At 69.2% G+C, this 17,665-nt stretch carries 18 protein-coding genes; 10 read left to right on the top strand and 8 right to left on the bottom strand.

The annotated features are described in order from the left end of the window. The first annotated feature begins 74 nt into the window (after positions 1–74). Positions 75–977, top strand: coding sequence for an MBL fold metallo-hydrolase (locus SH203_RS06555; RefSeq protein ID WP_087120035.1), 903 nt, complete (start codon positions 75–77; stop codon positions 975–977). Positions 978–985: 8 nt separating this feature from the next. Here the strand turns inward: SH203_RS06555 and SH203_RS06550 are convergent, their stop codons facing one another. Then, positions 986–1,660, bottom strand: coding sequence for a DUF1499 domain-containing protein (locus SH203_RS06550; RefSeq protein WP_087120034.1), 675 nt, complete (start codon positions 1,658–1,660; stop codon positions 986–988). An 18-nt stretch (positions 1,661–1,678) separates the two neighbouring features. Then, a complete protein-coding gene (locus SH203_RS06545; protein ID WP_087120033.1) occupies positions 1,679–3,307 on the bottom strand; it encodes a long-chain-fatty-acid--CoA ligase in 1,629 nt (542 codons plus the stop codon). Positions 3,308–3,462: 155 nt separating this feature from the next. Between SH203_RS06545 and udk the strand changes: the two genes are divergently transcribed. Next, a complete protein-coding gene (gene udk, locus SH203_RS06540; protein WP_087120032.1) occupies positions 3,463–4,110 on the top strand; it encodes a uridine kinase in 648 nt (215 codons plus the stop codon). 346 nt (positions 4,111–4,456) lie between these two features. Here the strand turns inward: udk and SH203_RS06535 are convergent, their stop codons facing one another. Both SH203_RS06535 and thiS read right to left on the bottom strand, forming a co-directional pair. Then, entirely contained in the window at positions 4,457–5,239 is a 783-nt protein-coding gene (locus tag SH203_RS06535) for a thiazole synthase (RefSeq protein WP_087120031.1), read from the bottom strand. 61 nt (positions 5,240–5,300) lie between these two features. Further along, on the bottom strand, positions 5,301–5,501 hold the full coding sequence (thiS, locus tag SH203_RS06530; protein ID WP_087120030.1) for a sulfur carrier protein ThiS: 201 nt from the start codon (positions 5,499–5,501) through the stop codon (positions 5,301–5,303). 182 nt (positions 5,502–5,683) lie between these two features. Here thiS and aroQ point away from each other — a divergent pair, with 182 nt between their 5' ends. From aroQ to lepB, 5 genes are all read left to right on the top strand, one after another. Beyond that, positions 5,684–6,130 (top strand): type II 3-dehydroquinate dehydratase, encoded by a 447-nt coding sequence (gene aroQ / locus SH203_RS06525; RefSeq protein WP_087120029.1) that lies wholly within the window; start codon positions 5,684–5,686, stop codon positions 6,128–6,130. 45 nt (positions 6,131–6,175) lie between these two features. Continuing rightward, a complete protein-coding gene (gene accB / locus SH203_RS06520; RefSeq protein WP_087120028.1) occupies positions 6,176–6,667 on the top strand; it encodes an acetyl-CoA carboxylase biotin carboxyl carrier protein in 492 nt (163 codons plus the stop codon). 9 nt (positions 6,668–6,676) lie between these two features. Beyond that, positions 6,677–8,029 (top strand): acetyl-CoA carboxylase biotin carboxylase subunit, encoded by a 1,353-nt coding sequence (gene accC, locus SH203_RS06515; protein ID WP_087120027.1) that lies wholly within the window; start codon positions 6,677–6,679, stop codon positions 8,027–8,029. Positions 8,030–8,161: 132 nt separating this feature from the next. Then, positions 8,162–8,842: a leucyl/phenylalanyl-tRNA--protein transferase gene (gene aat, locus SH203_RS06510; RefSeq protein ID WP_087120026.1), complete on the top strand. Its 681-nt coding sequence runs from the start codon at positions 8,162–8,164 to the stop codon at positions 8,840–8,842. A 248-nt stretch (positions 8,843–9,090) separates the two neighbouring features. After that, a complete protein-coding gene (gene lepB / locus SH203_RS06505) occupies positions 9,091–9,855 on the top strand; it encodes a signal peptidase I (protein ID WP_087120200.1) in 765 nt (254 codons plus the stop codon). A gap of 69 nt (positions 9,856–9,924) precedes the next feature. Here the strand turns inward: lepB and SH203_RS06500 are convergent, their stop codons facing one another. Genes SH203_RS06500 through SH203_RS06490 form a run of 3 tightly spaced genes read right to left on the bottom strand, consistent with a single transcriptional unit; the run spans position 9,925 to position 11,340 of the window. Next, positions 9,925–10,272: an EF-hand domain-containing protein gene (locus tag SH203_RS06500; protein WP_087120025.1), complete on the bottom strand. Its 348-nt coding sequence runs from the start codon at positions 10,270–10,272 to the stop codon at positions 9,925–9,927. Positions 10,273–10,291: 19 nt separating this feature from the next. Continuing rightward, entirely contained in the window at positions 10,292–10,951 is a 660-nt protein-coding gene (locus tag SH203_RS06495) for a DUF2155 domain-containing protein (RefSeq protein ID WP_087120024.1), read from the bottom strand. Continuing rightward, positions 10,948–11,340: an NADH:ubiquinone oxidoreductase subunit NDUFA12 gene (locus tag SH203_RS06490; protein WP_087120023.1), complete on the bottom strand. Its 393-nt coding sequence runs from the start codon at positions 11,338–11,340 to the stop codon at positions 10,948–10,950. Before SH203_RS06490 ends, SH203_RS06495 begins: the two co-directional genes overlap by 4 nt. Before the next feature lie 217 nt (positions 11,341–11,557). On the opposite strand from SH203_RS06490, the gene SH203_RS06485 reads away from it, so the two are divergent. The 3 genes from SH203_RS06485 (at position 11,558) to SH203_RS06475 (ending at position 15,736) form a co-directional block, all read left to right on the top strand. Continuing rightward, a complete protein-coding gene (locus SH203_RS06485) occupies positions 11,558–14,203 on the top strand; it encodes a TSCPD domain-containing protein (RefSeq protein WP_087120022.1) in 2,646 nt (881 codons plus the stop codon). Between the two features lie 57 nt (positions 14,204–14,260). Beyond that, the gene (locus SH203_RS06480; protein WP_087120021.1) at positions 14,261–14,755 is read left to right on the top strand and encodes a pentapeptide repeat-containing protein; all 495 of its coding nucleotides are present in this window, start codon (positions 14,261–14,263) and stop codon (positions 14,753–14,755) included. An 81-nt stretch (positions 14,756–14,836) separates the two neighbouring features. Further along, positions 14,837–15,736 carry a pentapeptide repeat-containing protein gene (locus SH203_RS06475; RefSeq protein WP_087120020.1) on the top strand — a complete coding sequence of 300 codons (900 nt, stop codon included), beginning with the start codon at positions 14,837–14,839 and terminating at the stop codon, positions 15,734–15,736. A 60-nt stretch (positions 15,737–15,796) separates the two neighbouring features. On the opposite strand, the gene aspS is transcribed toward SH203_RS06475, so the two are convergent. After that, entirely contained in the window at positions 15,797–17,629 is a 1,833-nt protein-coding gene (gene aspS / locus SH203_RS06470) for an aspartate--tRNA ligase (protein WP_087120199.1), read from the bottom strand. Positions 17,630–17,665 lie beyond the last annotated feature (36 nt).

The following is a 17,665-nucleotide window of genomic DNA, read 5'->3' as shown; positions in this document are numbered from 1 at the left end:
ATGGCGAGCGCTCCGGCAATGATGACCGAAATGCGGACGCAAGGGGCGCGCCAGAGCGGTGAAGGGGCGCCCGCATGATCCCCTTCGTTCGGGCGTTCGACTTCGCCTATGGGCGGCGGGACCAGGTCTCGCCCCTGGTGCAGCGGGTGGTGGCGGACAATCCGGGGCCGTTCACCTTCACCGGCACGGGGACCTATATCGTCGGGCGGGCCGAGGCGGGATCGGCGGTGGCGGTGATCGATCCGGGGCCGATGGACCTGGCGCATCTGGAGGCGCTGAAGGCGGCGACGGCGGGGCGGCGGGTCAGCCATGTGCTGGTGACGCATACGCATCGGGATCATGCGCCGCTGGCGCGGCCGTTCGCGGAGGCGACGGGGGCGCCGATTCTGGCGGCGCGTCCTCCGCTGCGCGAAACCCATGCGTCCGGCGCGCTGGACGAGGAGGAGGACGGCGATTTCGCGCCCGATGGCGTTCTGGACGGCGGCGAAATCATCGCCGGCGACGGCTGGACGCTGGAGGCGATGTTCACGCCCGGCCATGCGTCGAACCATATGGCCTTCGTCCTGCGCGAGGAGAACGGCCTGTTCTGCGGCGATCATGTCATGGGCTGGTCCACGACCGTCGTGGCGCCGCCGGACGGGAATATGCGCCAGTATATGGCCAGTCTGGACGCGGTGATCGAGCGGAACTTCGACGTGCTGTGGCCGACGCACGGGGCGCCGATCACCAGGGTTCGGCCGTTTCTGGAGACCTATCGCGCCCACCGGCTGGATCGAGAGGCGCAGATCGCGGCGCGGCTGGCGGCGGGGGATCGGACCATCGCCGAGATGGTTCCGGCGCTTTACGCCGCGGTCGATCCGCGCCTGTGGCCGGCGGCGTCGCTGTCGGTGCTGGCCCATCTGATCAAGCTGGTCGAGGACGGGCGGGCGAGTTGCGATGGGGCGCCCGGTCTGGCGGCGCGGTTCCAGCCTCTCTGATCTGAGTTTCAGCGGGCGGCGGCCAGTTCCCCCGCGATGCGGGCGGCGAGACGGCACGTGGCGCCGCCGTCGGGGCGAGGGTCGCGGGCGGCGACGCGAATGTCGGTGCGGCCGGGGCGGATGCGGACGACCGCGTCGGTGACGAAGCCGAACCAGGCGCCCTCATGCACGGCCTCGACCTCGAAGGTCGTGGCGCGAGTGACGACGAATCCGGCGTCGACCAGGGCGGACGTCGCCTGCTGGGCCAGGACCTGGCTGGGGATGGCGACCACCGCATCGCAGGCGGCGGGGATCGATCCGCGATGCAGGGCGGCGACCGAGCGCGAGAAGGCCGGCGGCTCCTCGACATTGGTGGCGACATCGCGCGGCGTCGGCGCGGCGTCCCGCCCCTGCCGCTCCACGAAGCCCGCGACCGTGGCGCCCGCCAGCACGAGGGCCGCCAGGGCGTAAAGCCCCCTGCCCCGAATGTCGCGCAGCGCCAGCACCATCGCGACCAAGGCGCCCGCCAGGCCGATCCAGCCCAGCATACGCGCCACGGTCCAGGTCAACAGATCATAGCTGACCGACAGATCGACGCCGCCGAACCGGGTCGCCGCGACGGCCGCGACCATCAGGACCGCCGGCGCCGCCGCGAGCGCCGTCAGCCAGGGCAGGACGGCGGGGACAGGCTTTCGAATCGGCATTCAGGCTCCGGGCGAGATTCAGGCGGCGGTCGGCAGACGGTAGTCCTTGAACCGTTCGCGCAACAGCTTCTTGTCGATCTTGCCCGTGGCGCCCAGGGGGATTTCGTCCACCGCGACCACGTCGTCGGGCATCCACCATTTGGCGATCTTGCCCTGCAGGAAGTCCAGATGCTCCTGACGGTCCAACGTCTGGTCCGGCTTCAGCTTCAGGATCAGCACGGGGCGTTCGTCCCATTTGGGGTGGGCCGCGCCGATCACGGCGGCGATCTCGACCTTGGGATGGCCGACGGCGATGTTCTCGATCTCGATGGAGCTGATCCATTCGCCGCCCGACTTGATGACGTCCTTGGCGCGGTCGGTGATCTGCATGAAGCCGATCTCGTCCACCGTGGCCACGTCGCCGGTGTCGAAGAAGCCCTCGTCGTCCAGGATGGAGCCTTCCTCCTTGAAATAGCCCTTGCTGATCGTCGGCCCCTTGACCATCAGCCGCCCGAAGGTCTCGCCGTCGTGCGGCAGTTCGGTCCCGGCCTCGTCCTTCAGCTTCAGCTCGATGCCCAGCGGCGGCACGCCCTGTTTCAGGCGGTATTTCATCTGCTCGTCATAGGGCAGCTTCAGGATTTCGGGCGGCAGGTTGGCGATGGTGCCGATGGGCGAGGTCTCGGTCATGCCCCAGGCGTGCGTGACCTCCACGCCGAAGTCCTCCTGGAAGCCCCGGATCAGGCTTTCGGGACAGGCCGAACCGCCGATCAGAACCCGTTTCAGGGTCGAGAAGCCCAGGCCGTTCTGTTTCATATGGGCGAACAGCCCCTGCCAGACGGTCGGCACGGCGGCCGAGAAGGTGACGCCCTCCTGCTCGATCAATTCGTAGATCGCGGCGCCGTCCATCCTGGCGCCCGGCATGACCAGCTTGGTCCCGGCGGCGGGGCCGGCGAAGGCGATGCCCCAGGCATTGGCGTGGAACATCGGCACGACCGGCAGGATCACCTCCTTGGGCGTCGCGCCCATGACGGTGGCCTGAAGCCCCATGAAGGTGTGCAGGAAGTTGGAGCGGTGCGAATACAGCACGCCCTTGGGATTGCCCGTCGTGCCCGAGGTGTAGCACAGGCCGCAGGCGGTCTGTTCGTCGAAGTCGCCCCAGACGACGTCCGTGGACTGGCCCGCGATGGCGTCCTCATAGGCCACGGCCCGGGGCAGTTTGGTCTGGGGCATATGGGCGGCGTCGGTCATGATCACGACGCGCTCCACCTTGGGCATATGCGGCAGGATGGCGTCCAGCAGCGGCACGAAGGTCAGGTCGACGAAGATGATCCGGTCTTCGGCGTGGTTGATGATGTAGATCAGCTGTTCGGGGAACAGGCGCGGGTTCAGGGTGTGGCAGACCGCCCCGATGCCCATGATGCCGTACCAGGCCTCGATATGGTTGGCGGTGTTCCAGGCCAGGGTGGCCACGCGGTCGCCCGGCTTGATCCCCCAGTCCTTCAGGGCGTTGGAGACGCGCCTGGCACGCTCGTGGATCTGGCCATAGGTCGTGCGGACCACGGGCCCCTCGACCGAACGGGTCACGACCTCGCGGTCGCCGTGCCAGTTTTTGGCGTGATCGATGATCTTGTCGACCGTCAGCGGCCAGTCCTGCATCAAGCCCAGCATATCGTTTCCTGTCCCTTGGGTGCGTCTGATTGATCCGACGCTTGGCCCGACGCTAACATTGGTTATCGCCGATAAGCAACGTGACGCGACGTAAGCCCGGCGCGACGGATCGTCCCCCGTGGCGCAGGCCGCGCGACCGCTCTAGAAGGCGGCCCATGACCATATTGATCGCGATTACCGGCGGGTCCGGTTCGGGCAAGAGCACCCTGGCGGAGGCGCTGGTTTCGGCCCTGCCCGAGGGCGCTGCCGTGCTGGTGCGCGAGGACAGCTATTACAAGGACGCGGCCGCCCTGCCCGGCTTCGACGCGGCGACCTTCGACTTCGACGACGTGTCGGCGCGCGACCATGCGCTGATGATCGCGGACCTGAGGGCGCTGAAGGCCGGGCGCGCGGTGACGGCGCCGGTCTATTCCTTCATCCACCACGGGCGCGAGCCGGGCGGCGAGCCGATCCCGGCCTCGCCGGTGGTGATCGTGGAGGGCACCCATGTCCTTTGCACCCCCGACCTGACCGCCTTGTTCGACATCCGGGTGTTCGTGGACACGCCGGCCGACATCCGCTTCATCCGCCGCCTGCTGCGCGACCAGACCGAGCGCGGCCGGTCGGCGGATTCGGTCGTGTCGCAATATCTGGCCACCGTCCGGCCGGGCCACGAGCGGCTGACCGAACCGTCGCGCACCCACGCCGACTTCATCGTCGCCGACGCCACGGCGGCGGTTCGTCTGGAAGACCCACAGGCCGTGGTGCGCCTGGCGGCGCCGGTGCTGGCCCATCCGCTGCTGCAGGCCCTGCTGGACGATTAGCGAAGACATCCCCGACCCGGAATTCTCCGGGTTTCAAAAGGGGCACGTTCCGATCACCTTTCTTTCGTCATCCTCCGGCAAGCCGCTTGCGGCGCAGACCGGGGGACCCAGCGGCGCCGAAGGCGATGTCTCCGCCGCATGCGTCGCCAGCCACTCCGCGACAGGTTCGCGCTCACGCGCGCCGCTGGGTTCCCCGGTCTCGCTGCGCTCGCCGGAGAATGACGAAAGAGGGGGGCGCCTGTGGGGCTTCAAAAACCCCTCCACCGCTTCGCGGTCCCCCTCCCCCACACGTGGGAACGAGACGATGGCGCGCGATCCTTCTCCCGCGAGGGGAGAAGAAATGAAATCAGATCAGTCCCGCCAGCGGCGACGACGGGTCGGCGTACATCCGTTTCGGCATCCGGCCGGCCAGATAGGCGTCGCGGCCGGCGATGACGGCGTGTTTCATGGCGCGGGCCATGCGGATGGGGTCTTTGGCGCCGGCGATGGCGGTGTTCATCAGGACGGCGTCGCAGCCCAGCTCCATCGCCAAGGTCGCGTCCGAGGCCGTGCCGACGCCCGCATCCACCAGAACCGGCACCTTGGCCTGTTCCACGATCAGACGGACGTTGATGGGGTTCTGCAAGCCCAGCCCCGAGCCGATGGGGGCCGCGGCGGGCATGATGGCGGCGGCGCCGGCGTCCTCCAGCCGCTTGGCCATGACCACGTCGTCGGTGCAATAGACCATGACGTCGAACCCGTCCTTGATCAGCAGGTCCAGCGCCCGCAGCGTCTCGATCATGTCGGGATAGAGGTGGGCGGTGTTGGACAGCACCTCCAGCTTGACCAGGCTCCAGCCCCCCGCCTCGCGCGCCAGGCGCAGGGTCCGCACCGCGTCCTCGCCGGTGAAACAGCCGGCGGTGTTGGGCAGGAAGGTGAAGCGGTCGGGCTTCACATAGTCCACCAACATCGGCTGGGTCGGGTCCGACAGGTTCACGCGGCGCACGGCCACGGTCACGATCTCGGCCCCCGCGGCCTCGGCGGCGGCGGCGTTCTGGGCGTAGTCGGCGTATTTGCCGGTGCCCACGATCAGGCGCGAGGTGAAGGTGCGGCCGGCGACGGACCAGGTTTCGGAGGCTGTATCGGTCATGGGCCTGACCTAAACACCCCGGCGCGTCAGGGAAAGGCGTCGTTGCGGGATTTGATCGCGATCAGCCCCCGCCGACGAACTGGACCAGTTCGATCCGGTCGCCGGGCGCGACGGGGGTGGAGGCGTGCAGCGAACGGGGCACGATCTCCAGATTGCGCTCGACCGCCACCTTGCGCGGGTCCAGCGCCAGTTCCTCGACCAGGGCCAGGATGGTGACGGCCTGGACCAGGCGCGGTTCGCCGTTCAATTGGATCTGGGTCATCGCACGTCTCCGTCTGGCCTGAAGGGGCAGATAGACGGCGACGGGCCGCTTCGCCAGAGCGCCGGAGCTTCCGGGCCGACTGCCCCCGCGTAAACTTCGACACGGCGACCGTTTGACCCGCGAGCCGGGTCCGCTAAAAGGCCCCTCTTGCGCTGCGCTGCGCCGGAACGATTCCTGGACCCATGGCTGAAACGCCCGTCATTCATGTGCTGAACGGCCCCAATCTGAACCTGCTCGGGGTTCGGGAGCCGCACATCTATGGCCACGAGACGCTGGCGGACATCGAGCAGCGGTGCGTGAAGGCGGGCGGCGGGGCCAAGATCGTGTTCCGCCAGACCAACCACGAGGGCGTTCTGGTGGACTGGATTCAGGAAGCCCGCGAAGGCGCCCATGCCCTGATCCTCAATCCGGCGGCCTATGGCCATACGTCGGTGGCCCTGCACGATGCGCTGAAGACGCTGTCGATCCCGGTGATCGAGCTGCATCTGTCCAATCCGGCGGCGCGCGAGGCGTTTCGCCATCACTCCTATGTGTCGTCCGCGGCGACCGGCGTGATCGCCGGTTTCGGCGCAAACGGCTATGAACTGGCCGTCCAGGCGGCCCTCAACCTGATCCGGGAACGGCCCTGAAGGCCGCCCGTTCGCTTACACACACGAAAGACAAGGCGCATTCCAATGGCCGATGACAAGAAACACGCCGAGATCGACGCCGCCCTGGTCCGCCAGCTGGCCGAAATCCTGAACGAGACCGACCTGACCGAGGTCGAGGTCGAGCGCGGCGAACTGCGTATCCGCGTCGCTCGCGAAGTCACCGTCAACGCCGCCCCGGTGCAGTACGCCGCCGCCCCGGCGCCGGTCGCGGCCCCTGCCGCTGCGGCCGCCGCGCCGGTTTCGATGCCGTCCGATCCCGCCACCATCGTCGCCCGCGCCGGTGAAGAGGTGAAGTCGCCGATGGTCGGCACCGCCTATCTGCAGCCCTCGCCCGAGGCCGCGCCGTTCGTCCAGCCGGGCGACAAGGTCAAGAAGGGCCAGACCCTGCTGATCGTCGAGGCGATGAAGACGATGAACCCGATCCAGGCGCCGCGCGACGGCGTGGTGGCCGACGTCCTGGTCGGCGACGCCCAGCCGGTCGAGTTCGGCGAAGCCCTCGTCCTGCTGGAAGCCTAAGGCGCCCTGATGTTCACCAAGGTCCTGATCGCCAACCGGGGCGAGATCGCGCTGCGGGTCCACCGGGCCTGCAAGGAGATGGGCATCTCCACCGTCGCCGTGCATTCCGAGGCCGACCGCGGCGCCATGTGGGTGCGGCTGGCGGACGAGAGCGTCTGCATCGGCCCCGCCTCGGCCGCCAAGTCGTATCTGAACATCCCCTCGATCATCGCGGCGGCCGAAATCACCGGCGCCCAGGCGATCCACCCCGGCTACGGCTTCCTGTCCGAGAACGCCCGCTTCGCAGAGATCGTCGAAGCCCACGGCATGACCTTCATCGGTCCAAAGCCCGAACATATCCGGGTCATGGGCGACAAGATCAGCGCCAAACAGACGGTCAAGGATGCGGGCATCCCCGTGGTTCCCGGCTCGGACGGCGAGGTCGAGACGGTCGAGGCCGCCATCGAAGCGTCGAAATCCATCGGCTTCCCCCTGATCGTCAAGGCGGCGGCGGGCGGCGGCGGACGCGGCATGAAGGTCGCCCTGACGCCCGACGATCTTGTCGAGGCGGTGCAGACCGCTCAGTCGGAAGCTCTGGCCGCCTTCGGCAACGGCGCGGTCTATATGGAGCGCTATCTCCAGAAGCCGCGCCACATCGAGATTCAGGTCATCGCCGACAGCCACGGCAATGTCGTCCACCTGGGCGAACGCGACTGCTCGCTGCAACGCCGTCACCAGAAGGTGCTGGAAGAGGCCCCCTCGCCCGCCCTGTCGGCCGAGGGACGCGCCAAGATCGGCGAGACGGTCAACAAGGCCATCGCCGCCATCGGCTATCTGGGCGTCGGCACCATCGAGTTCCTGTGGGAGGACGGCGAGTTCTTCTTCATCGAGATGAACACCCGCCTGCAGGTCGAACACCCGGTCACGGAAATGATCACGGGCGTCGATCTGGTGCGCGAACAGGTGCGGATCGCGGCCGGTCTGCCGCTGTCGTTCACCCAGGACGACATCGCGTTCAAGGGCCACGCCATCGAGGTGCGGATCAACGCCGAGAACCCCGAAACCTTCACCCCCTCGCCGGGCAAGATCACCGACTTCCACGCGCCGGGCGGCCTGGGCGTGCGTCTGGATAGCGCCATCTACGCCGGCTATTCGATCCCGCCCTATTACGACAGCCTGATCGGCAAACTGATCGTCCACGGCCGCGACCGCGAAGAAGCCATCGCGCGCCTGAAGCGGTCGTTGAACGAGGTCGTCATCGGCGGCGTCGACACGACCATCCCCCTGTTCCAGAAGCTGCTGGCCGAACCGGACATCCTGTCGGGCGACTACGACATCCACTGGCTGGAGAAGTGGGCGGCCCGTCAGAAGGGCGACGCCTGACCCTCTTTTCGTCATTCTCGGCCTTGTGCCGAGAATCCGTGAACACCGTCGTCAGTGGAGCGCATCACGCTCGACACCGGGCATATGGGTCCTCGCCAAAAGGGCGAGGATGACGGACTTGAGGTTTTGGCGATGACCGACCCCGATTTCAGCGCCAGCGGTCCTTTCGGCGGTTTCGGCCCCGAGGATCTGCTGGCCTGTTACGCCCGGGGCGTGTTTCCGATGGCCGAGGCGCGCGACGATCCGCGCGTCTTCATCATCGAACCGGACCAGCGGGGCGTCATACCGCTGGACGCCTTCCACATTCCCGGCCGCCTGCGCCGCACCGTGCGGGGCGAGCCGTTCGACATCCGCGTCGACACCGCCTTCGAGGCGGTGCTGGACGGCTGTGCGGCGGCGCAGGGGCCGGATCGCGAGGACACCTGGATCAATGCGCCGATCCGGCGGCTGTATGCGGCCCTGTCCGCGCAGGGGTTCGTCCACTCCATCGAATGCTGGCGGGACGAGCGGCTGGTCGGCGGGCTGTACGGGGTGTCGCTGGGCGGCGCCTTCTTCGGCGAGAGCATGTTCAGCCGCGAACGCGACGCCTCCAAGGTGGCGCTGGTGCATCTGGTCGCGCGGTTGAGGAAGGGCGGCTGGACGCTGCTTGACGCCCAGTTCCTGACCGAACATCTCAGCCAGTTCGGGGCGGTCGAGACGCCCCAGGCGGCCTATCTGCAGCGCCTGGCGCCCGCCCTGAAGGTCGCGCCCGACCAGACGGCCCTGACCGCGCCCCTGACCGGCGCCGAGGCGGTCGCTTTAGCCAGCGCCTAGGTCCAATCGACAGTCGAGAACATAGGTCTCTCAGTTCGTCATTCCGGGGCTGAGCGGAGCGAAGAACCCGGAACCCAGGGCTACATGTCCGATGCCGGCCCTACTCGACGACTGATGCGCTTCTCCTGGGTTCCGGGTTCGTCCTTCGGACGCCCCGGAATGACGTCAAGTTTGTCCGGACACGATTTGGGGCCTGTCCCGACACGTTCGGATTGGCGTCTTCGCTCGGCCTGACGGTCAATGGCGGCATGACCCAGACCCCGCCCAGAGCCCCGTCCCACCCTTCCGTTCTTCGCGAGTTGCGAGAGATCGCCCTGACGCTGGTCTTCGCCGTGATCCTGGCGCTCGCGATCCGCATCGTCCTGTTCCAGCCCTTCACCATCCCCTCGTCGTCGATGGAGCCGGGGCTGGTGGTCGGCGACTATATCGTCGTGTCCAAGTTCGCTTATGGCTGGAGTACGGCGTCCCTGCCGCTCAGCCCGCCGATCCGGCCGGGGCGGCTGATGGGGGGCCAGCCGCGACGCGGGGACGTGGTGGTGTTCCGCCGCCCCAGCGATCCGAAACAGGTGTGGATCAAACGGGTCGTGGGCCTGCCCGGCGACACGGTTCAGGTGCGCGGCGGGGCGGTCTTCGTCAACGGCGCGGCCGTCCGCCAGACGCGGCTGGACGTCGTCGCCGATCACGATGCGCCGGGCCGCACCGTGCAGCGGGTGCGCGAGACCCTGGCCGACGGCCGCAGCTATGTCACCTATGACGGCGGGCCGAACCTGCCGGGCGACGACACGCCGCCGCGCCGCGTGCCGGCGGGACAGTATCTGATGATGGGCGACAACCGCGACAACTCGCTGGACAGCCGCTGGCCGCGCGAGATCGGGGTGGGCCTGCTGCCGGCCGAGAACATCGTGGGGCGGGCCGAGATGGTGCTGGCGTCGTGGAAGCCCGGCGCGGGCCTGTTCAAGCCCTGGACCTGGCTGAACCTGCAATGGGATCGGTTTCTGGTGCGGGTGCGATAGAAGCGGTCCTCCGGGTCCCGGTTCCGCGCGGGGCGCGGCCCCGGAATGACGGCGGGTTGGAGGCTGGGCCTAGCCTGCCCGATATTCGTCGAAGCTGACCACGCCGTCGTGATTGCGGTCCAGGCGGTCGAAGGCGGCGCGGCTGGGCGGGGCCGCATGGGATTGGGCCAGGGCCGGAACGGCCACGGCGCCCAGGGCCAGGCCGGCCAAGGCGGCGGCGGCCAGTTGGCGCCAGCCGGCGGGGACGGAGCGGCGCGCGGCGGTCGTCTGGTTCAGTTCGGCGTCGATGAAGCGGCGGATGGCCTCGCTGGCCGTGCGGCCCTCGGCCTGACACCGAGCCATGAAGGCGGTCTTGGCGGCGTGGGACAGACGGACTTCCACCGTCTCGTCCTTCTTCAACGGTCTGTTGCGATCCATGCCGGCCTCCTCGCGTCGGTCAGTTCTTACAGCCGACCACCCAGGCGTCGTAATAGGGATTCTGAACGCCGCTGACCGCCGGGGACGAGGCGAACATCCAGCCCCGGAAGATCTGGCGCGACGCGGTCTGGCCGCGCGGCTGCAGCGAAACGTCCATATAGGCGATGGCGTCCTCGGTCAGTTCGTCGGGCGTCGTGACCTCGCAGGCGCGGGCGGCGAAGACCAGATTGCGGTTGAAGCGCACGGGGCGGCCGCCGACCTCGACCTCGAACTTCATCGTCTCGGCCGTGACCTTGTCGATGGCCTGAATGACCGCGAACTTGCGCCGCTGGCGACGGCCGGGCGTGGCGGGCTGGTCGATGGCCTTTTCGGCGACGGGACGTTCAGCCTTGACCTCGTCCTCGGCCTTTTCCTCGACGGCGGCGTCCTCGGCGACGATGACGGCCGGGGGCGGCGTCACCGCGACGGGCGCGCGCGGCGCGGGCGCGCCGGCGGGCGGGGTTTCGGTGGGCACGGCGTTGGCCGGCTGGGCCGGGGTCTTGCGCAGGATGTCGCCGATGGGGTCCTGGACCGGGCGCGCGTCGCGCGGCGAATCCTGAAGCACGCTGGCCGTCACGGCCCCCGCGCTCAGCACGCCGATCAGGGCGCCGGCGCCCATCAGGGTCCGGCGGATTTTCACTCGGGCGTCCAGGCCTGATAGTCGCCGGTCGCGGCCGGACGTTTGGCGTCGGCGGCCAGCGAGCCGGGCGGACGCCAGGCCAGAGGCGTGCCGGTCAGATTGGGCAGATGGTCCTTCTCCCAGGCGCGACGCGGTAGCGGCTGCTCGGTCGGCGGCTGTTCGAAGGTGTAGTGCAGCCAGCCGTGCCAGTCGGGCGTGACCTTGGACGCCTCGGCGTATCCGTCGTAGATCACCCAGCGACGCTTGCGGCCGTCATAGCTGACGTTGTCGCGGCTCTCGTAATAGCGATTGCCGTTCTCGTCCTGACCGACAAAGCGACCACGTTTGGCGATGGTGAAACGGGTGCCGATCGTGGCGCCCTCCCACCAGCCGAAAATCTTGCTCAACACGTCGTGAAATCCAACCGTAAAGGGTCGCCGGACTGAAGGTCCGACGGTTGGCGCGGATCATAGAAACACGGACCCGCTTCGTCCAGCGTCCAGGCGGCGACGAAGCGGCGGAAGGGCGAATCGATATCTTGTGGGCAAACCGCCGCTGCGACACCAGATGTATTGGCGAAGGGCGGCGTTCGACCTAGGCTGAAGCCAACCCATCGGAGGGACCGCCATGCGCCTTCAATCCGGCTTCGCCCCTCGCGCCGAACGAGTCGCGATGGAGCATCGTGTCGTGGAACGGCCCGCCGGCGTGCGGCCGGTGCTGGCGCCCGTCGGCTGGTCGGACGCCCAGATCGAGGCCTGGCTGGACTGGATCGCGGCTGAGGGGCTGTCGGACGCGGCGTCGGGCGACGGACTGGACGGGGGCGTGGACGCCTGGGCCGCCGGGCTGGCGCAAACCGGCGTGTCCGAGGGCGTGTTCGACCCGGCCGAGGCCGCACGGTTCGCCGAAGAACTGTCGGCCGTCGTCATCCTGGGTTTGGCGGCGCCCGCGCGGTCGGGCGCGGCGGCGGCGGGGGTGGTCGATCTGAACGATCCGGGCGCGGCCGCCATCCTGGCCGATCACGGCGGACGCCGTTCCGCCGCGCGCCTGGGAGCCCAGTCGGCCCAGGCCCTGGCCGAGGCCCTGGCCGGGGTCGCCGATGCGATGGATCGCTGCGAGGGGCCGCGCGGCGACTGCGGCGATCCTTCGCGCAATCCGGCGCTGGGGCGGGCGGCGGCGCTGGCCAGACGCTGCGGCGCCTCGGACGCCGATATTCTGAGGGCGGTGGACGGCGAACGTCCCCTGCCCGACCTGGCCCCCGCCGTCGAAAGCGCGCCTCTGGTCGCCCTGGCGAACCGAACGCAGATCGCGGCGGGCGCGCCCGAGGCCCTGCTGGCGGCCAGGGCGGCGCTGGACGGCGGGCTGATCCTGACCTTCGACCCGCGCGATGCGGAGGCGGCGACGGCCCCGGCGACCGCGCGCATGGTCATCGACCTGGCCGCCGTGAGCGCGCTGGACGGCGAGACGGCGGACGATCTGGCCGCCCTGACGCGGCTGCTGACCACGGCGCTGGACCTGACACGCCCGACGCCCGGCGTGCTGGCGCTGGGGCTTGAGGGTCTGCTGGAGGCCGCAGCGCCGCTGGGCGAGGCGGGAACGGCGCGGGCGCAAGCCCTGGCGGCGCTGGTCGCGGCGACGGCGGGCGAGACCTCGGCCGATCTGGCGGCTGTCCGAGGCGCGGCGCCCGACTGGGACGACGTTCGGGCCGCGGCGCAGGACACCCAGGCCGCACGGCGCGCGGCGCTGAAGGACAGCGCCGACCCGGTCGCGGTCGCCGCTCTCAAGGTCTTGACCGCCAAGCCCCGGCCGCGTCGGCATTCGGCCATCGGCCTGTTCGTGGACGATGCGGAGGCGCGGCTGCGGCTGGGCCGGGGGCGGATCGCCGCCGTCGACGTGTTCCAGACGGCGGACGGGGAGATCGGGCGGCGGCTGCATCCCGCGCTGGCGGCGGCGCTGGGCGCGGCGGGCGGCGACGTCGAGGCGGCCGAACGCCATGTCTTCGGCCGTCGCACCCTGGCGGAGGCGCCGGGGCTGGATCATGCGGCGTTGCGCGCCCTGGGCTTCACCGACATCGAACTGGCGGCCATCGAACAGGCCCTGGCCTGGGCCGAGGATTTCGACGCGGTCTTCTCCGCCCCCGTGCTGGACCCCGGCTTCATCCGCGACGTGCTGGGGATCGAGGACGGCGACGGCCTGTTGCTGACCCTGCTGGGCGTGTCGGACGAGGCCGAGGCCGCCGCCGCGCGCTGGGTCTTCGGTCACGGCGAACTGGCGACCTGGCCTGACGCGCCCCCCGCCGTCGCCCTCCTGCTGGCCGACCCGGAGGGGGCCGCCGCCGATCTGCGCCGCGCCGTCGCGCCGTTCAGCGACCTGGCCGACATCGCCCCCGAGATCACCCATTGGCGCACCACGGCGGCTCAGGCCGCGCGGCTGATGGGTCAGGCGGCGCTTGACGGCCGCCGCGCCGTCCGCCTGCAACGCGCCGAGCCGCCCGCCCGGCCCCTGCTGACCCTGCCCGCCGTCGAGACGGCCGCGCGGCCGGAACCCGCGGCCGCGCGCGAGGCGCCGCGTCCGACCGAACGGGTGGTGGAGCGGGTGGTCGAGCGCGAACGCGCCCGCCGCAAACTGCCAGACCGCCGCAAGGGCTATATCCAGAAGGCGGCGGTGGGCGGCCACAAGGTCTATATCCACACCGGCGAATACGAAGACGGCGAACTGGGCGAGATCTTCATCGACATGCACAAGGAAGGCGCCGCCTTCCGCAGCCTGATGAACAATTTCGCCATCGCCATCTCCATCGGCCTGCAATACGGTGTGCCGCTGGACGAGTTCGTGGACGCCTTCGTCTTCACCCGGTTCGAGCCGGCGGGCCGCGTGACCGGCAACGACTCCATCCGTTCGGCCACCTCGATCCTGGACTATATCTTCCGGGAGCTGGGCGTCTCCTATCTGGACCGGCACGAACTGGCCAATGGCGAGGCCGAGACGCTGGACGGCGACGGGCTGGAGGGCGCCGCGCCGCAGGGCGAGGCCGTGCCCGCCGCCCGCTTCATCTCCAAGGGGTTCGCGCGGGGCTCGGCGCCCGACAATCTGGTGGTCCTGCCGTTCGGCAAGAAGGCCGAGCCGGAGGCCCGCGCGGCGACGGGGGGCGAGGCGGTCGCCTGCCCCGCCTGCGGCGACTTCACCCTGCAACAGCGCGGCGGCGGCTGGACCTGCGACACCTGCGGGGCGGCGCCCGTCCCCGCCCCCGCATCGAAGGGCGGCGATCAGGGCTAGGTTAAGGGTTATGGCCTAGGGTTTGCTTCAGGACGATCAAACGTCGGAGCCCGGTCCATGAAACGCACACTCTCACTCGGCCTGATCGCCACGGCCCTGCTGGCCGTCGCCGCGCCCGCCCTGGCCCAGAACGCCGGCCAGATCGCCAGCGTGAAGCGCGGCGCGTCCTGCCCCGGCTGCAACCTGTTCCAGGGCGATTTCTCGGGTCTTGAGGCGCGCGGGCTAAACCTGGCCGGGTCGCGCCTGCGCCAGTCGGACATGAGCCTGAGCGTGATGAACCGCACCCGGTTCTCGGGCGCCGACATGCGCGACGTGGAGGGATATGGCGGGGTCTTCTCCGGCTCCAACTTCTCGCGCGCCAACCTGACCAACGCCAGTTTCGTGGGCGCCTATCTGGAAGGGGCCAACTTCTCGGGCGCAACCCTGTCGGGCCTGAACCTGTCGGGCGCCCAGCTGGCGCGGGCCACCGGCCTGACGCAGGGCCAGCTGAACCGGGCCTGCGGCGACGCCTCCACCGTCCTGCCGCGCGGTCTTCGCATTCCCGCCTGCTGACAGCCGCCGACCTTGCCGCGATTTAACGAAGTTACCTCGATTTAAGTAGGTGGCGCGGGGGTTTCGGGGCATTCAAGTCTCGTGAAACAGATCGCAGAACATATCCGGTCCCGACGCCCCCTGATCCTTCTGGCCCTCGGCCTGGGGGCCGGCGCGCTGCTGACCGCGGCCCCCGCCAGCGCCGGCGTCGAGATGTCGATGCAGGACCGCGACGTGGCCCGCACCGTATCCCTGGGCGGATCGTGCAACCGCTGCGAGCTGTCGGGCCGGAACCTGACCGGCGCCACCTTCACCGGCGCCAGCTTCATGAACGCCACCCTGGTCGGCGCCAATCTGCGCGGGGCCGAGATGATGGGCTCCAACTTCTCGGGCAGCGACTTCAGCCGCGCCAATCTGACGGGCGTCCAGATCGTGGGCGCCAACTTCGGTTCGACCAACTTCACCAACGCCGTCCTGACGGGGGCCGAGGCGCAGGGCGCGGGCTTCGTGCGCGCCAATCTGGGCCGCGCGGACCTGTCGGGCGCGGAAATGCACGGCGTCAACTTCAACGGCGCCACCCTGTCGGGGACCAAATTCGTCGGCTCGGAGCTGTTCGGCGCGACCCTTGCCAATGTGGTGGCGGTGGGCGCGGACTTTACCGGCGCCGAGGTTCAGGCCTCCAACCTGTCGTCCGGCGATTTCAGCAACGCCCGCTTCAACTCCGCCACCCTGGACGGGGCGCGCCTGACCGGCGCCCGCTTCAACAGGGCCGACTTCTCCGAAGCCTCGATGCACCGCACCGACATTCGCGGGGCCGACCTGTCGGGCGCGCGCGGCCTGACGCAGGAGCAGATCCGAACGGCCTGCGGCGACGGCTCGACCCGGCTGCCCGGCGGCCTGACAGCCCAGGCCTGCCGCAGCAGTTCGATCCGCGTGATCCGAACGCCGACGCCGCCCACGCCGCCCCGGATCAGGAACCTCGTCTCGCCCGGCGAGAACTGAACAGCAAAAAGGGGACGCCCGGCGGCGTCCCCTTCTTCATATTGGCGATGACCGCGCCGATCAGACCTTGATCGGCGGCGCGGTGCGGATGTGGACGTCCTTCAGCTGGCGCTCCTCGGCTTCGGTCGGGGCGTTCATCAGAAGGTCCTCGCCCTGCTGGTTCAGCGGGAAGGCGATGACCTCGCGGATGGCCGTCTCGCCCGCCAGCAGCATGACGATCCGGTCGATGCCGGGGGCCAGGCCGCCGTGCGGCGGGGCGCCGAAGCGGAAGGCGTTCAGCATCCCGCCGAACTGCTCCTCGACCACCGAGGCGTCGTAGCCGGCGATCTGGAAGGCCTTCAGCATGATCTCGGCCTTGTGGTTCCGAATGGCGCCCGAGCACAGCTCATAGCCATTGCAGACGATGTCGTACTGATAGGCGCGGATGGTCAGCGGGTCCTGGCCCTCCAGGGCCTCCAGACCGCCCTGCGGCATCGAGAAGGGGTTGTGCGAGAAGTCGACCTTCTTCTCCTCCTCCGACCATTCGAACATGGGGAAGTCGACGATCCAGCAGAATTTGAACTGGTTTTCGTCGACCAGCTTCAGCTCGGTCCCGACGCGGGTGCGGGCCAGGCCGGCGAACTTGGCGAAGGTGGCGGGCAGACCGGCGACGAAGAAGGCGGCGTCGCCCTGCCCCAGGCCCAGCGAGGACATCAGGGCCTCGGTCGGCTCCTGCCCCAGATTCTTGGCGATGGGACCGCCCCAGGCGCCCTGATCCTCGGACCAGAAGATATAGCCCAGACCCGGCTGGCCCTCGCCCTGCGCCCAGCTGTTCATGCGGTCGCAGAAGGCGCGCGAACCGCCCGTGGGGGCCGGGATGGCCCAGACGGCGTTCTTGTCGTCCGCGCCCAGAATCTTGGCGAACAGGCCGAAACCGCCGTCGCGGAAATGGTCGGACACCACCTGCATCTTGATCGGGTTACGCAGGTCCGGCTTGTCCGAACCGTACCAGGCCATCGACTGGGCGTAGGTCAGGCGCTCGAAGCCCTTATGTTCGAACGTCTCGCCGAAGTCGTTGGTGAAGACGTGGGTTCCGTCGATGGCCGAGACGGGCTTGCCCTCGCCGAACTCCTCGAACACGCCGTGCATCAGGGGTTCGATGGCGGCGAAGACGTCTTCCTGGGTCACGAAGCTCATCTCGACGTCCAGCTGGTAGAACTCCAGCGAACGGTCGGCGCGCAGGTCTTCGTCGCGGAAGCAGGGCGCGATCTGGAAATAGCGGTCGAAGCCCGAGACCATCAGCAGCTGTTTGAACTGCTGCGGCGCCTGGGGCAGCGCATAGAACTTGCCCGGATGCAGGCGCGACGGCACCAGGAAGTCGCGCGCGCCTTCCGGCGACGAGGCCGTCAGGATCGGGGTCTGATATTCCAGGAAGCCCTGATCGACCATGCGGCGGCGGATCGAGGAGATCACGCGCGAACGCAGGACGATGTTCTTGTGCAGACGCTCGCGGCGCAGGTCCAGGAAACGGTTGGCCAGGCGGATGTCCTCGGGATATTCCTGATCGCCGAAGACCGGCATCGGCAGTTCGGCGGCTTCCGACAGCACCTCGACGCCCTGGACGCGGACCTCGATCTCGCCGGTCGGCAGGTTCGGGTTCACCACCGAGGCGTCGCGGGCCACGACCTCGCCGTCGACCTTGATGACGCTCTCGGCGCGCAGGCGCTCCACGGCGGCGAAGCCCGGCGTCTCGGGGTGCAGCACCAGTTGCGTCAGGCCGTAGTGGTCGCGCAGGTCGATGAACAACAGGCCGCCGTGATCGCGCTTCCTATGCACCCAGCCGGACAGGCGGACGGCGGAACCGGCGTCGGAGGCGCGAAGCGCGCCGCAGGTGTGAGAGCGATAGGCGTGCATGGAACGAACCGTCTGGAGACTCTGGCGGTGGAATCC

The sequence above is a fragment of the Brevundimonas sp. SH203 genome (assembly GCF_002157625.1).
Taxonomy (GTDB): domain Bacteria; phylum Pseudomonadota; class Alphaproteobacteria; order Caulobacterales; family Caulobacteraceae; genus Brevundimonas.
This window is presented reverse-complemented; position numbering and strand designations above follow the sequence as displayed.

Bases quoted from the DNA above. Each gene is read 5' to 3' on its own strand.
- SH203_RS06555 (WP_087120035.1), top strand. From the start codon at position 75: ATGATCCCCTTCGTTCGGGCGTTCGACTTCGCCTATGGGCGGCGGGAC.
- SH203_RS06550 (WP_087120034.1), bottom strand. From the start codon at position 1,660: ATGCCGATTCGAAAGCCTGTCCCCGCCGTCCTGCCCTGGCTGACGGCG.
- SH203_RS06545 (WP_087120033.1), bottom strand. From the start codon at position 3,307: ATGCTGGGCTTGATGCAGGACTGGCCGCTGACGGTCGACAAGATCATC.
- udk (WP_087120032.1), top strand. From the start codon at position 3,463: ATGACCATATTGATCGCGATTACCGGCGGGTCCGGTTCGGGCAAGAGC.
- SH203_RS06535 (WP_087120031.1), bottom strand. From the start codon at position 5,239: ATGACCGATACAGCCTCCGAAACCTGGTCCGTCGCCGGCCGCACCTTC.
- thiS (WP_087120030.1), bottom strand. From the start codon at position 5,501: ATGACCCAGATCCAATTGAACGGCGAACCGCGCCTGGTCCAGGCCGTC.
- aroQ (WP_087120029.1), top strand. From the start codon at position 5,684: ATGGCTGAAACGCCCGTCATTCATGTGCTGAACGGCCCCAATCTGAAC.
- accB (WP_087120028.1), top strand. From the start codon at position 6,176: ATGGCCGATGACAAGAAACACGCCGAGATCGACGCCGCCCTGGTCCGC.
- accC (WP_087120027.1), top strand. From the start codon at position 6,677: ATGTTCACCAAGGTCCTGATCGCCAACCGGGGCGAGATCGCGCTGCGG.
- aat (WP_087120026.1), top strand. From the start codon at position 8,162: ATGACCGACCCCGATTTCAGCGCCAGCGGTCCTTTCGGCGGTTTCGGC.
- lepB (WP_087120200.1), top strand. From the start codon at position 9,091: ATGACCCAGACCCCGCCCAGAGCCCCGTCCCACCCTTCCGTTCTTCGC.
- SH203_RS06500 (WP_087120025.1), bottom strand. From the start codon at position 10,272: ATGGATCGCAACAGACCGTTGAAGAAGGACGAGACGGTGGAAGTCCGT.
- SH203_RS06485 (WP_087120022.1), top strand. From the start codon at position 11,558: ATGCGCCTTCAATCCGGCTTCGCCCCTCGCGCCGAACGAGTCGCGATG.
- SH203_RS06480 (WP_087120021.1), top strand. From the start codon at position 14,261: ATGAAACGCACACTCTCACTCGGCCTGATCGCCACGGCCCTGCTGGCC.
- aspS (WP_087120199.1), bottom strand. From the start codon at position 17,629: ATGCACGCCTATCGCTCTCACACCTGCGGCGCGCTTCGCGCCTCCGAC.